Origin of the sequence: Glutamicibacter sp. HZAU (genome assembly GCF_004100365.1) — a bacterium.
GTDB classification, from domain to species: Bacteria; Actinomycetota; Actinomycetes; order Actinomycetales; family Micrococcaceae; genus Glutamicibacter; species Glutamicibacter nicotianae.
Genome location: NZ_SCKZ01000001.1, coordinates 431,768 through 446,069 on the forward strand (window position 1 = coordinate 431,768; position 14,302 = coordinate 446,069).

The 14,302-nt window shown below is 54.8% G+C and carries 9 protein-coding genes and 1 pseudogene; 3 read left to right on the forward strand and 7 right to left on the reverse strand.

Annotation, left to right across the window (positions count from 1 at the left end):
* Window positions 1-19: 19 nt before the first annotated feature.
* The 3 genes and pseudogenes from EKH49_RS02010 to EKH49_RS02030 all read right to left on the reverse strand — a co-directional run bounded on the left by EKH49_RS02010 (window position 20) and on the right by EKH49_RS02030 (window position 6,481).
* Window positions 20-2,719 (reverse strand): Z1 domain-containing protein, encoded by a 2,700-nt coding sequence (locus tag EKH49_RS02010; protein WP_128469466.1) that lies wholly within the window; start codon window positions 2,717-2,719, stop codon window positions 20-22.
* 315 nt (window positions 2,720-3,034) lie between these two features.
* Window positions 3,035-4,610 (reverse strand): annotated as a pseudogene (locus tag EKH49_RS17140) (IS1634 family transposase); the annotation flags it as partial.
* Between the two features lie 242 nt (window positions 4,611-4,852).
* Window positions 4,853-6,481: a hypothetical protein gene (locus EKH49_RS02030; protein ID WP_128469470.1), complete on the reverse strand. Its 1,629-nt coding sequence runs from the start codon at window positions 6,479-6,481 to the stop codon at window positions 4,853-4,855.
* 410 nt (window positions 6,482-6,891) lie between these two features.
* Here EKH49_RS02030 and EKH49_RS02035 point away from each other — a divergent pair, with 410 nt between their 5' ends.
* Entirely contained in the window at window positions 6,892-7,854 is a 963-nt protein-coding gene (locus EKH49_RS02035; RefSeq protein ID WP_128469471.1) for a DNA cytosine methyltransferase, read from the forward strand.
* A 1,324-nt stretch (window positions 7,855-9,178) separates the two neighbouring features.
* Here EKH49_RS02035 and EKH49_RS02040 read toward each other — a convergent pair.
* The 4 genes from EKH49_RS02040 to EKH49_RS02055 form a co-directional block, all read right to left on the reverse strand.
* Window positions 9,179-9,985, reverse strand: coding sequence for an alanine:cation symporter family protein (locus tag EKH49_RS02040; protein ID WP_128469472.1), 807 nt, complete (start codon window positions 9,983-9,985; stop codon window positions 9,179-9,181).
* A gap of 184 nt (window positions 9,986-10,169) precedes the next feature.
* On the reverse strand, window positions 10,170-10,862 hold the full coding sequence (locus tag EKH49_RS02045) for an MFS transporter (RefSeq protein WP_128469473.1): 693 nt from the start codon (window positions 10,860-10,862) through the stop codon (window positions 10,170-10,172).
* Complete coding sequence (locus EKH49_RS17025; RefSeq protein ID WP_128469474.1) at window positions 10,799-11,284, reverse strand: MFS transporter; 486 nt, start codon at window positions 11,282-11,284, stop codon at window positions 10,799-10,801. The genes EKH49_RS02045 and EKH49_RS17025 overlap by 64 nt, the downstream gene beginning before the upstream one ends.
* Window positions 11,256-12,341, reverse strand: coding sequence for a carboxylate-amine ligase (locus tag EKH49_RS02055; protein ID WP_128469475.1), 1,086 nt, complete (start codon window positions 12,339-12,341; stop codon window positions 11,256-11,258). The genes EKH49_RS17025 and EKH49_RS02055 overlap by 29 nt, the downstream gene beginning before the upstream one ends.
* A gap of 420 nt (window positions 12,342-12,761) precedes the next feature.
* Between EKH49_RS02055 and EKH49_RS02060 the strand changes: the two genes are divergently transcribed.
* On the forward strand, window positions 12,762-13,556 hold the full coding sequence (locus EKH49_RS02060) for a PRC and DUF2382 domain-containing protein (protein ID WP_128469476.1): 795 nt from the start codon (window positions 12,762-12,764) through the stop codon (window positions 13,554-13,556).
* Window positions 13,557-13,778: 222 nt separating this feature from the next.
* Window positions 13,779-14,246, forward strand: coding sequence for a DUF4383 domain-containing protein (locus EKH49_RS02065; RefSeq protein WP_128469477.1), 468 nt, complete (start codon window positions 13,779-13,781; stop codon window positions 14,244-14,246).
* The last annotated feature ends 56 nt before the right edge of the window (window positions 14,247-14,302 follow it).

The following is a 14,302-nucleotide window of genomic DNA, read 5'->3' on the forward strand; positions in this document are numbered from 1 at the left end:
CTTCGACACAACTCGTGAACTAGTTGATGGGAGCAGGGACATAATCAGACTCTTTGTCTTCAGATGTACGTTCCGGGTAATCATATTCGTCGTTTTCATCATCGTCGTACGCACCGCCAAGTACTGGAACGACACCGACATACTTCGCGTCGCTGACTCCAACGGACGGCAAGACCAACCCCATGCCAATAACGTCAGCTTCTGCGTTCATACCCCTGCGGACTACCTCACCGAGTACAGTTTTTTCCGACGACATCCGGGTTATTGGATACAAAATGAGAAGTGGTTTATTTCCTTCACGTTTTCGAATTATCATTTGTGCTTCAGCGGTGTTCACGTTTAATTCTTCAGCGCTCTCGCCACGCGCGTTAGCCTTCACGATGTAGTCAATTAATGGATCCGCCCCCGACATCAACGTTCTAACGTCGAAGTAACCCTCTTGATCATTCTTATCAATGGTGCGGCTCCCCATCGGAATCAGCGCTTCCGCAGTAAATGCGAAATCAGCTCGTCCTCGGGACGACCCTCGCAACACGACATTCCAGTTACCAGTTACGTGTTCTTCGATCCAGGGAACGGTGATGGACGGTTGCAGAAGCTCGTGCTTCTCGTAGACACGATATTCCTTCAAGAAGCAGATGACCGCTTCTGCAGAGACATCTTCAAATAGTTGAGAGGAAGATCGTGGGTCAGTAAACGAAGACGTTGACGACGGGGCTGCCTCGCGGACCAACTTTCTGGCTGCCTGTTGGTTTTGAATCAAGAAATCTTTATTGTTCTTAGGGAACATCGTTGTTTGTCTACGTGTTCCGCCTAGAGCAATCTTGATGTTCTTGGTAAAGAACATTTTGCTCTTGCTTGTAATTTGCAAATTACCCGCACGAGCGCGGACTTCTGGACCCACCGAGGCAGGTGTATGCCCGGACTCAGCAAGCTCGACTATTCGAGCGCGTAATTCGTTTTCGACCCCGGCAAGAAAAGCGAAGTCTTTGGCTAACTCATCAGTCGTCCAAAGTCTGACTAAATCCAAATAACCAGTTCTGAAGCCGAACCAACGTCCCATCTGTAACAACGTGTCGTACATCCTTGAAGCACGCAGGAAGAAGGAGACAACTAGGCCTTCCAGCGTCAACCCTCGTGAGAGGGTATTACCACCGACAACGATCACTACCTGGGGATTATTCTCCTCATACTTGATTCTGAAGTCGGATTCACCGTTGTCGGCAACGACAGATGACTCGTCAAAGAGTGCGATAATCCTGTTCAAATAAGGGAGAAGTTCCGTAAACTGCGGACATAACATGGGCCCCGTAGACGAGGCGGAAATTTTCGCTAGTTCGCGGGTATAGAGTGCCTCGAATTTTTTATAATCATTTGACTCAGCTTCTTCTTGAACTGACCCAATGAAGGCTAAGACAAGATCACGAATCGTGAAGTGCGCGTCAGTCCAAGTTGCTGCATGAATGAGCATGCTTGAATGCTGATCATGCTGGCCACGATAGTGACGAATCGCCGATGCAAGAAGGAACCATCGAATCGATTCCTCTAAACCGGGTTGCATCGTCGGCGAATACACCGAACCTGACTCTCTGCGTACCTTGGGAGATTTCGGAACGAGAACCTGTGCCTCAGCTGACGCCACACTGCGTACCAATCCATAGTCAGCTGTCTCTTGGCCATCATCGTCAATAAATTCACCACTCACGCCAAAGAACTCCTCGCTGCCTGAATAGCCGACTGGCTTAGGCAATGGAATTATAAAGTCCGAAGGATATAGGGCAGCTTCATCGTTAGGATCAGAGAATATATTGGCGAATGGCGTCGCCGTATATGCCAGATAGGTTCCCCGACGCACTGTACCGGCAATACGTACAATAAGATCGTTGATCGCCGAACGGGTTTCTTTATCCGCTTTAGTATTTGGTGAAGCTTGGTCAGATTCATCATCAATAATGAGGACTGGCAAATGCTCTAGCGAGCCAGAAGAGTCGAGCCCCTGCAGCAGTTCGAGAAGGTGCTCCAACCGGCGGAGGTTCTTTTTCACAACAGCAGTGACCACTTTCCCACCGTGTGAATTCGAATGGAATGAATTCGCTAGCGCCTGCATTGTCGGCTTCGTGCTGCGATAGGGTGCAATATCTCCAAGTACATCCGTCAATGCCACAACTTTATTTTCATCAATATGTGCAAATAAGTCTTTGTCCAAACGTTCTTGCGTTTGCTCCCGTAGGTTGTCGTACATTCCTGCTAGAACGATGATAAAACGGTACCCGGAGTCAACTGCCTTCGCCGAGACGGCAGTAAAGTTCCCTGTTTTTCCAGACTGAACCCGGCCCACAACGAGGCCTTTGGCCTTTGCATTTTGTACAGCAGGGTTTGCAAGATTCTGAACAACCTTATTCGACATTTCATCTACAGATTCGACAGCCTCACCAATTGATCTTCGGAGATGATCTTTCACTCTGGACCAGACGGTTCCATCTTCATCCTTCGGAACGTACCAACCTCCACTACCACCAGATACTGGGCCTCCGCTTGTATCACCCGGACCGGGGCGGCGTCTTTTTTCATCCTCGATAATTTCCTCCAAGAAGCGAGCGATTACCGGTATAAAACCGTACTCTTTCAAAAGTGACTTGGCTGCTTCGATCCGTTGAACCATTTCTGCTTTGGACCGGTCTGAAACCAGTTTCAATACGTTTTCTTTCGTAAGGTCCATCGTTCCTACTCCCGTAAGTTACATAGGCGAAACTGCGGATGATTCGCTGTTAGTTTTTATAGAGCATACGCTTCAGAGCCGACATTATGGAAAATCGTTAAAATAGCAATATCACGCTAGACGCTTTACTCGATGGATACGTTGGATTGTTTGATCCGCTTCGTCATTAAAGGGTGACATAATTGTTCGATCATGCTCGTCTCAATGGTTACTTCGCGTCTCTTTCCGGACGTCCTCTCCAGGGTCCTGGCGCGAAGGATCGCTCGCTTTACCTATTACGCACCAAAGCCTTAGTAAGTATTTTTCGTCACGCTTGAGCCTCGCCAATAACTCCCGGAGCTCGGCAGAAACGTCAGCAGGGATCACCAAATAATCACCATTGACCTGGATTTTCGCCGAACGAACACTCTTCATATCGGTGATGATCCGCTTCAAACTCATTCCGGAGAACTCCTGCAAATGCCGGCCAATCGCCAACGCAGCGAACACCACGGTCAGATGAGCATCGATGGCGTCCTCGTCCCGATGGAACACGGGACGAGCCGAAAGATCACTCTTGGTCATGCGGAACGAAGCTTCTACCTGCCAGAGGTCATGATACGAGTCTATGACCTGCTGGCCTTTCATCACTGACAAGCCGATATTCGTGACATAGCCCTTCAAACCGGCCAGCATGCGAGCCCGTTCAATCCGATCCTCATCGACTTCAGGCTTCGCTCCTGTCGTTTTCACAAACCGGGCCTTACGCATCTGGCTCGTGCCCTCAGCGATGCCCATGGCACGGCGTTCCATCAGATTAATGTTGCGATTATCCGTGATGAAACGCTTCGAGGGCCCTTGGTAAATCACGCGCGGTTCGCGACCTTGCTTGCCGGTGCCCATGACACGCTTCGAGTCCAGGATCTGGCCGTTAGCGAAGCAATTGCCCTTCGTATCGAAATGTTCTTGCAGGTCATATGGTGCTTTGGCCATGCGTGAGCCAACAATGAATTTGAACCCGGCGTCTTCCAATGCGGTCAAGTTCGAGGCGGAGAGCATGCCAGCATCAGCAGCAACCGCCATGTCGGTGATGCCATGGTGTTCCTGAAATGCTTAGACGACCGGAACGATCGTGGTGGTTTCGGCCTTGTTCCCGGCAAACATATGCATTTCCAGCGGGAACCCCGCGGGGTCCACGAGCAGCCCGACTTGGATTTGCGGGTCGATCCGATGTTCTTTGCTCATGCCGACTTTGCGGAGGTCATCTTCCTTTTTCGCTTCGAAGTGAAGTGTCGTGACGTCGTACATGATCATTGCTCCGAGCCCCACTGATTGGGATCGGTAGGCGACCATCGCCTTGGCCAGGGTGTCCTTGTAGTTCAGATCGTGGCAGCGATGCAGGCTGCGGAAGAGCGTGCGCAAGGACGGATACGGTGCATCGATGTCATCGAGCACCCTGATGGTGTCTGCTTTGGATGTCGGCTCGATGAGCCTGGCAAACACCATGGCGCGAAACCCCTCGTCACCAAGGACTTCGAATCCAAGCCGAGCGCAGGCTGCGGTGAGGATTTCCCACAGTTCGGCGGCCGGGGATGCAACAACTTTCGCGGTGCCTGGCACCGGATCGCGGTCTTCCGCGGTCAGCAGCTATGGCGGGCAGTTCGGAGTTGTTGGTCCAGTCAGCGACCTCGACCAGGGATGCGGGTTCTTGCTCCACATCGCCGAGGTCGAAGGAGAGCCGCCCGGGATGCAGGCGTTGCTCGGCGGTGCGTAGCAGCAAGGCCAGTTCGGCGTCGGAGTTCGCTGAGCCGAAGTGTTCCACGGAGGTCGTGGTGCGTCCGGCTTGGTCCACGATTTGCACGGCGACGGCGCCTGATGCGGTGCGGACTTTGCGGATGAAGCGGGAACCCATGACTCCAGGGTATCGGGAACCTATTTATTAGTAAGTATTTCGACCGCAACGCGAAAACATAACATCAGGTCATGAACTTCTTGAGGTTTTCAGGCAGAAGTCGCGGCACGATACAGACCAACGGACACGACTAATAGTTACCAAATAATGGATTACCTAGACAATATCCACTTCTACAGAGCGCAACGGACCTTACTTATTTCCCTGACGACCATCCTGAACCCGATACCCTTCTAACCGGCTCAAGCTTCGTCCGTCGAAGTTGGCGTCCACAATTGTCTGAACAAATCTTGTTTCGGCGGCCACAAGAATTCCAGTTCTTCTTCTGTGATTTTTATGAATTCCATACCGACTCGTCTATTCCCAAGTCGCGTTAGTTTAATGCAATCCAATTCGAGCTGGTCGAGCTTATTTCGGTCTAAAAGCTCGTACTCCCCCAGCTGGAACACTTGAGACAATATCCATCCGCCCAGGGTGTCCTGATGATGTTTTGACATTAATTGTTTGTTGCCATCGCCCGTTAGGATAGCATCCATTTTTTGGCCGGACTGACTTAAAACTAACTCAAAAGTTCGATCGTCAATATTTTCGAATACTGTTTGCCACTTCGAACCAACCCTCTTAAGCTTAGAAATGGGTTCGCCGTTGTCGTTGACTCCAAAGAATCGAGGAAATTCCTCGTAGAACTTTCGCGGTTCAGGAATCTTGATTTCAACCTCATTCACTGGGCGCCTGGTGCCCGATCCTTTGTTCTTGGAAGCTCCGAGACGAACATTCAGGCCGGACTTTGCATCCACTTCCCCGGCAGGAGTTTCACCGTATTTAGTCAGCCTGAAAATCGGGAAAATGACAGGCCGTTCTACTTCTTTATTCGAAGCCCGGCGTGTCATGTCAGCAGTCAAGTCGGGCGCCCATGCTTTATTCTTCGAACGCGATCTCGGCGAACCATCAGCAGGAACCATCGATACATTTTCGACGTCTAATTTTGGTTGCTGGACAACCACCGGCACAACAGTTTCTACAGTAGATTTAATAGCACGGCGACGACCTCGGACGACGTCGCTGTTCCCTCTTTCAGGGTGGCCTGGCGACAGCAGTTCAGCGAAACCGCTTTCTAGAAGACGCATCAAGGATGCATACGGATCATCAAGTTGCCTGACCGCAAACTCATCGACTATGTCTCCACCATTATTGATCGCCCTCGTATGCACAAAACGCATGTACAGGGTTGAATCAGCAGGTGTGTACTTGTATTCATTCTTGCCATCATTAAATAGAAGAGAAGAAATCCGCTTTGATTCGTTAGGCGCTTTATAGCTGAGATTGCTCTCATCCATAAATGAATAATCCGATTCGCCTACATATACTCGACCGTCTTTTAGCGGCGACAAGTAGTGGTAAAAGATATTTGCGAACGCATCTTCAGGTGCGATTCCGACACCAGCTAACAAATTTTGCGTCGACCTCAGTTTTTGGTTTCTAAGTTCAGCAATTCTGGTGACAAGCCTTTGATACTCGCCATCTTTGATCCATGAAGTCCAGCCTTCCGTCGTCGCCACACTTTTGAACTGCATGATTTTTTGCATCGAACTAGACGAGTTAAGAAACGTCTTAATGCCGACCAGATCACGCTTTCCAGAAACAGAGCTAGGAATCATCACGTCATACGGGTCATTTCCCTTGTCCACAACAGTTCCATTGAAGAATCGGGCAAATACAGTTTCTTGATACTTGGAGGATATGTACGCTGTCTGATCTGCTGTGCCGTCAGCCTTCTGCCGAAATAAAGCTGACAAAGCTCCCAGAGCCTTAATTGCCGCTACGTACTGCTCACGGCTATCCGAACTGTACTGTTGCCAAATAGTTGTCAATGGAACTCTCGATCTATGGCTTGGGTCGGCGTTTATACAAGTCATCGTAGATAAGCCTTACCCCAATTTGCAACGCTTCCTAAAACGCAAACTACGGAGTCCTGCACTTACCTGCCAGGTATTTATCTCAGGCTCCGCACAGTTGCACTTCCCGGTCCAGAGTGAAACACCATCGAGCAATGTTTCACCGTTAGGAACCGCAAGTCACCACAGATCACGGCAAACACAATGTCAGCTCCTTACGTTGGCATCTCAACGTAGCTTGAAAAACCGATACTGCTGCAACCGATTACCTCGCGTCCTTCGCACCTCGCTAGCTAAGAGTTGTGCTACCAGACACGATCGGATGAATACGGTGAGTTTGATGACAGGGGCGGCAATTCTCGTATTTTTGTTCTAGAATGTAGCTGATGAAAAACAACAGTGAACCCCGTGTAGCAGGCTTCTTCGCAGGCGTCGGCGGTATTGAACGTGGATTCGATCGCGCCGGCTTTAATTCCGTATGGTCGAACGAGCTCGACCCACAGGCATCGAAAACGTATTCGACGAATCATGCAAGTGAACTTGTCGTGGGCGATATCGGCAGCGTCGATTCCTCGGATGTCCCTACTGTTGATGTCATCGTGGGAGGCTTTCCTTGCCAGGCTTTTTCTGTAGCCGGCCACCGCAAGGGATTCCAGGATGAACGTGGCGAAGTTTTCTTTGAACTAGCGCGGATTATTCGCGAAAAAAAACCGAAGGCCATCTTCATTGAAAACGTGAAGAACTTGCGCGGACACGACGGTGGTAACACGTTTAAGGTCATCACGGCCAACCTTGAGGATGCTGGTTACCACTTGACCAGTAAAGTTCTCAACGCAGCCGAATACGGCAACGTCCCACAGAGCAGGGAACGCATTTACATTGTGGGATTCCGCGATGAACAAGTGGCCAAGCGTTTCGAGTGGCCTGAGAGAATTCCTCTAACCAAGAAAATCTCAGACATAGTAGACCTCGACAAAAAGGTCGACGACAAGTTCTACTACACGGCCGAAAGTTTCCCTCGTTACGCTGAGATCGTTGACGAGATAACGGACGCTTCGACAGTTTACCAGTGGCGTAGGCAGTATGTCAGAAAGAACAAATCCAATTTGTTCCCTACGCTGACCGCAAATATGGGGACTGGTGGCCACAATGTTCCACTTGTTCTCACCAAACACGGAATCCGAAAGCTCACGCCTGAGGAATGCTTCGCTGTACAGGGATTCGAGGACATTCGCCTCCCCGAAGGCATGGCTCGGTCTCATCTATACAAACAGGCAGGAAACTCCGTCGTTGTTCCCGTAATTGAACGGATCGCGCGCCAGATGAAGATTGCTTTGGCAGGAGACTAGTCTTGTGAAGCCCCAAGACAAAAGTCGCCCCGAAGGGCAGCCAGCTTAGACACTTGCTGGCAATAATCTTCGGGGCGATATTTGTTTATCGGTCTTCTGGATCAAGTTAGAACTTGACGACCATCAAACTTGGTAAACACGTCTTCCAAATATTCAGGAATCTCCGTCCCGCGGTCACCACTTGGTCATTGACCAGTACTTTCGTGGGTCCAATGACCTCCAGATCGGTGATCAAGCACTTCAGCGGACACCTAGACGACTTCCACAAGTGCCAACCCATGGCCAGCACCAGGAACACCAGGCTCAAATGAATAAGCATCAATCGGTATATCTGTCTAGCCCACAAATCCGACTTCGTCATCCTGAATGACGTCTCCACTTGCAACTGATCGTGTTCATGACTAATCACCTGCGTGGCAGACATCGATTCGACAGACAGGTCTGCGACTTCAAACTTGAGCCCGGCCAGAGTCTTGGCTTGCAAGATGACCTTCTCATTCAGGCCTTTCCATTTACCAGTCACCCGAAAACGTGTATCCGGTACCGCCGACGTTCGGGAAGGTCACGAGATCACACTTTGCTACTCTGGCATGAGATTCAACCGTCCCGTGAATCACCGCTACCTCTTCAATGCCATAGGCACCCGCCGAGAAACTTACAAATAATGTCCAGCCTCATTAATTGGCCTCTAAAATTCTACGAGATGGCACCAGCGCGGCCAGCTCCAGGTATATGCGTGGCCCAATGCATTCTCCACAACGGTTGGGCCCCGACCTAAAACGGCATCAGACCGAGTTGTCTCAAGCTCTGGAAATAGTCGGCCAACCGGCCTTCTGTGCCCCGCATCCGCGAGTGTCAAATACTGATTCAGGTAATTTGGACGACATCGCCGTCGAACAGTGACCGGCCCCCGCAGAATCGACTACGCAATGGTCTTCACCGACATCATCTTCTTCTTTTCACGTGGCAGGTGCTAGAAAACTGTGACTCGAGACTACAGCGTCAACCAGCCATCCAATCGCAATTATGTGCCTAGGAGAGACCAGTCAAGGCGCTGCATCATTTGGACTGCGCTTACAGTAACACGAACTCCTTATTTCCTGAGCGGGAGCACGGGTTCCAAATTCTGGCCATGCAGGTTTGCCCCTGACGGCATGGACAACCTACAGGACGCAGACGCTGCCCTTCCCAGAGCTGTAGCAGGTGACCGGATCATCAGGCCATCAGACGGTACTCACCCAGAATTGGCCCATACCCTACGGGCCAACAAAGAAGCGAACTCCATCGCGCCTGTCTATGGAGTTCGCTTCGTCTTGTAAAGGGATTATGCCTTGTCTGAGACCAACGACTTGTCGCTCTCCCCAGAGATGGGATTTCCAAGCAACGTGCTGCGTTCTGCCAATGGCACCATCTGGAGCACTCCAGTCTTCAAGTCATCGCAGTGGCCGTTCAGTTCCTTGCGGATCACGTTGGCCATGAAGAACAGGCCGAGGACGTTGGGCACAGTCATCAGGAAGAACACCGCATCGGAGAACCTGACGACCGCCGATAGCGATACGGCTGAACCGATGACGATCGTCGCCAACCAGACAAGGTTGTATCCGTGGCGAACGACCGCAGATTGACCAAAGAGAAACCCTGCGGGCAGCTGCCCATAGTACGAGTAGCTCAGGATCGCTGAGAAGGCGAAGAGCAATACGCTGACGGTAAGCAGGTAAGGGAACAGCTCGTTGACGGTGGCGAACGCAGCAGTGGTCAGCGCGATGCCGTCCTGTCCCTGGTCTGTGTACTGTCCGGTGACAATGATCGCCAGCGCTGTCATGGTGCAGACCACCACCGAATCGATGAATGATCCCCCTGCGGCAACGATGCCTTTCCGGGCCGGCCGCTTGTTCTTGGTAGATGAGTGCGCCATGCCGGCGGTTCCCGCTCCGGCCACATTGGAGAACAGGGCTCGCTGGATGCCGATGATGGCCACCCCGATGACACCGTCCTGGACGCCGTCCCCGGTGAACGCGCCCTCGAAGATGAGGCTGAAGGCCCGTGGAATCTCACTGAAGTTGCTGAAGAGGATGACCAAGACGCAGCCGAAGTACAGTACCGCCTTCCCCCGTATGATGCGTCCGGTCAATTGGCGATCGGCTTAATGCCACCGAAAATGGCAATACCGGCCACAACGGCAACGTTTGCCCCCAGGGTCCAAATCTCTCCGGTGAAGAAGCTTTCCTCTCCACCGGTCATCAAGACGAGCTGGGCGCTGAGCTGATTGGTCTGGACTAAATCGCCGCTTCCAAGAGCTGTTGAAATCCGCTAAGTCACAGATGCTCCGGTCCTGCGTCCTCCCCCGAGCCGCCGGCGCTCGCCCCATCATGCGGATACAGGTCCGCGCCGGTGCGGTCCTTCAACGTCAGCGTCGCGATCAGCGAAGCTCCCACCCAGACGAACAGGTACGTGGAGACCGCCACCGTGGTATCGAACTTGCCCACCAGCGCCGCGGCAATGGTCGGGGCGAAAGCGCCGCCGACTACCGAGCCCAGCGCGTAGCTGATCGAGGAACCGCTCAAGCGGATGCGGACCGGGAAAAGCTCTGCATACAGCGCCGGCAACGGCCCGTAGGAGAAGCCCATGAAGGCGCCGAAGGCCACCAGCGATACGGTAACCCAGGCAAGGTTCCGGGTCTCGATGAGCAGGAACAACGGGAAGAGCCAGGCCAGCAGGAGCACCCAGCCGATGACAAATATCTTCTTGCGGCCCACCCGGTCGGATACGACTCCGCCAGTCCAGGTCGAGACCAGCCAGGCCAGCGAGCCGATGGTGATGATGTTCAACAGGTCGCCTGCCTGCAATCCCAGCTTGTTTGTCGCATAGCCCAGGATGAAGCCACCGGTAAGCATATAGCCGGCGGTGTTATTTCCCATGAAAACCAAGGTGGCGCGGATGACCTTCATCGGATGCTTGCTGAACAGCGTGGACAACGGGGCTGACTCGGTCTGCTTGGTCTTGGCCATTTCCTCGAAGACGGGGATTCCTCCACGCGCCGGCGGATGCAGTAGGCGATGAGGATCAGCACGAAGCTGAGCAGGAACGGAATGTGCCAGCCCCAGGCGTTGAATTGCTCCGGGGTGACCACAGCGGCAATGATCGCGCTGACCGCTGAAGCCAGCAGCATGCCGGCCGGGACCCCGAGCTGAGGGAAGGCGCCGAACTTGCCGCGGGCATCATCAGGCGCGTGTTCAACTGCCATCAATGCCGCGCCACCCCACTCGCCACCGGCGGAGAAGCCCTGGACGATGCGCAGGAAGATCAAGAGAATCGGAGCCCACCCGCCGATGGTTGCGTAGGTGGGCAGCAGGCCCATCAGCACCAGGATGACGATCAGTACCGCTCGGCGGCCGTACTTGTCAGGCTTGCGCGAACAGCTTGGCAGCATCAGCGGCTACCTGCTTCGCACCGCCCTGGTTCCAGCTCTCGAGTTGGCGCGTGGCTCCATTTCCAAAATTGGCGAGCGAGTCCAGGTAATTGGCTACGAACTGTTCATCGCCATTGCGATGCAATGCCCGGCCCGTATAGTCGAGCACCCGCTGGATCACGGCGTTGTCAGGCACGGAGGTCCTGGATTCGCTATCGAAATAAGTGCCTTCCACTCCCGATTTCGCTGCTTGCCACAGGCCCAGGTCAAGCACTTCGGATGCTGCCGTGACGGCAGAGCCGTCAGTTTCCGAGGCGGTATCCACAATGGCCCGGATGAGCAGGGCCAGGGCCACGGATTCGCCGGCTGTCATCTGCGTGTCCGCAGCGCGGACTTCAATGGTCGGATGGTTCACCGGCAAGCGGGCGACCCAGCTAATGTGGCCCGGATCGAGCAGCGCCCTGGAAGCAATCATGTCCTCCACCCGCTGCTGGTATTCACGCACTGTCGCAAAAGCCTGCGGAATGCCTGTCGCAGACCATCTGCGGTAGTGCACCGTCCGCCATGACGCGAAACCCGTCAGTTCCCCGTTCCAGATGGGAGAGTTCGCGCCAATTCCCGCAATCAGCGGCAACCAGCCGCGCAAGGCATTCAGCGCCCGGACTCCGGCTGCGGAATCCGGGATATGCACATGGATGTGCAGCCCGTTGATGAAATGCTCGCGGGCGATCCCCGGGACGAACTCGTGGATGGTTGCGTAGCGCTGGCCCTTGGTGAACTCCGTACTGCTCGGGAGCTGCAGCGCCGTTCCCGAAGCAAAGGGAAGCACGTGGTGTTCGCTGCATATCCGCTCAATGGCGGCGCGTCGCCGCACCAGCGCTTCCAGGGCTTCGTCCGCGGAGGCGCGGATTCCGGTGACGATTTCCAGCTGGCTGGCCAGCAGTTCACGGTGGACCGTGGTGCCCGGCAGTTCCAGGCCAAGCAGCTGGGAGCTGAGCCGATCGGACATCGGCACCGGGGCGGCAGTTGCTGGATCCACGAGGAAGAATTCCTCCTCGATCCCAAAGGACCTGTTCATGGATGCTGGTTCGCCTTCCCTGGGCAGCAGTACGAACTGAACATTAGACCGCAGCTAGCCGGGACGGCCGTTCCAGGCACGAAACCCAGCGACTTTCCAGCTTCGCCGCAGCGACGCACGCTGCTGTCCACAGGCGCCCGTTCACCCTCCTGGCCCTACGCCCGATGGCTGCCCCGGGCACCTGCTGCCTGCTTTTCACAGCTGCTACCGAGCTTGCGGCCATGCAAGTACAAGCCCCGGCGCGGGCGCTTGCGTAGTGTGCGACGATCGATTCACCGCGGCTCGGCAAAGCACCGCAAGACGCAGAGTCGCGGGCCGTCACGCCCATTTGGAGGCGCAGCTTCACCCGGCCGGCTACTGGCCAGCCGGATCGAGATTACTGGATTGATCCGAAGTCGAACGCAGCAGGAGGACAGAGCCATGATCAGCACAGAACAGCTTCAGGAACTCAGCGCAATTGGCGGCACCGTCATTGGCCCCGACGGCCAGAAGATCGGCAAACTCGGCCAGATTTTCCTTGATGACCGCAGCGGACAGCCGGAATGGGCGACGGTCCGCACCGGACTCTTCGGCCTCTCCGAGAGCTTCGTTCCGCTCAGCCAAGCGACCGTCGCAGGCGATACGCTCTCGGTGCCCTATGACAAGCAGACCGTCAAGGACGCCCCGAACATCGACCCCGAGGGCCAGCTCACGCCAGGGCAGGAGCAGGAGCTCTACCACTACTACAGCCTGTCCTATCATGAAGCGGACCAGGCCGCCGTGCAGCCGGGCGTCCCGGACACCGATGCCCGCGCCGAGTATTCGCGGGAAGACGTGCGAGGTCCGGGAGCCGGCGCTCCCAGGTCCTCTGCCGTCCGTTCCGAGGAGCAGCCGCAGGTGGGTACCGAAGGCGTGGAAACCGGCAAAGTGCGCCTGCGCAAGCACGTAGCCACCCGGGATGCGGCAACCACCGTGCCGTTAAGCCATGGGGAAGCGCGGCATGAGCGCGAGCCCATCACGGATGCCGCAGCCGCCGGCACAAGCGGCGAACTGGCTGGGGACGAGCAGAAGGTGGCCTTGGACGAGGAACGCCCCGCTGCAAAGAAGGCTGTTGATCCGGTCGAGCGAGTCAGCTTGGAAGAGGAAGCAATCACCGAGGAAGAGCGCCGCGAAGCGCAATTGCGCATGGAACAGGCGCAAGCCGAGGGCTGGGAAGGCGGCAGGCAGACCCGCTAGCGCCGGAGCCGAACCTGCACGCAGCGGTGATCGGGGCGGAATCAGGCTTGCGCCGGATTCCGCCCCGATCCGCGCACCCCCATTGCTGGACGTTCCCTAGGTACTTGAAGACTCCCGTGCCATCCAGTCGGCGATCCCCTAGCGTGGCTAGCATGACGGCGGCCGGCATACCGGGCCAACGTTTCCTTCCGATCGCAACAGCCAGAATGAAGGAGCAAGATCATGGAACATCCAAAAGATCCTGTCATAGCAACACCTCCGCTGGTGCAAAAGGCCGCGCTGGCGGTCGGCATCGTGTTCTTCCTGGTCGGCGTCCTCGGATTCATTCCGGGAATCACCACCAACTACGAATCGCTCTCTGGTGCCGGCCACCACTCTGAAGCCAAGTTGCTGGGAATCTTCCAGGTCTCGTACCTGCACAATGCCGTGCATCTGCTCTTCGGTGTCGCCGGCTACCTGATGGCTCGGACCGTGCCTGCTTCCCGCAGCTACCTCATCGGCGGCGGAATCATCTATCTGGTCTTGTGGGTCTACGGGCTGGTCATTGATTTCGACAGCGCCGCCAACTTCATCCCGCTGAACGATGCCGATAACTGGCTGCATCTGGGGCTCGGTGCGCTCATGATCATCTTGGGATTGCTCCTCTCCCGCAAGACGACCGGACAGCCTCGGGACCCGTACGCGGCATGACAAGACGATGCATTGACGAAGCGGGCACCCCGGCATGCCGGGGTGCCCGCTTCGTC

Bases quoted from the DNA above. Each gene is read 5' to 3' on its own strand.
- EKH49_RS02010 (WP_128469466.1), bottom strand. From the start codon at position 2,719: ATGGACCTTACGAAAGAAAACGTATTGAAACTGGTTTCAGACCGGTCC.
- EKH49_RS02035 (WP_128469471.1), top strand. From the start codon at position 6,892: ATGAAAAACAACAGTGAACCCCGTGTAGCAGGCTTCTTCGCAGGCGTC.
- EKH49_RS02045 (WP_128469473.1), bottom strand. From the start codon at position 10,862: ATGGCCAAGACCAAGCAGACCGAGTCAGCCCCGTTGTCCACGCTGTTC.
- EKH49_RS17025 (WP_128469474.1), bottom strand. From the start codon at position 11,284: ATGCTGCCAAGCTGTTCGCGCAAGCCTGACAAGTACGGCCGCCGAGCG.
- EKH49_RS02055 (WP_128469475.1), bottom strand. From the start codon at position 12,341: ATGAACAGGTCCTTTGGGATCGAGGAGGAATTCTTCCTCGTGGATCCA.
- EKH49_RS02060 (WP_128469476.1), top strand. From the start codon at position 12,762: ATGATCAGCACAGAACAGCTTCAGGAACTCAGCGCAATTGGCGGCACC.
- EKH49_RS02065 (WP_128469477.1), top strand. From the start codon at position 13,779: ATGGAACATCCAAAAGATCCTGTCATAGCAACACCTCCGCTGGTGCAA.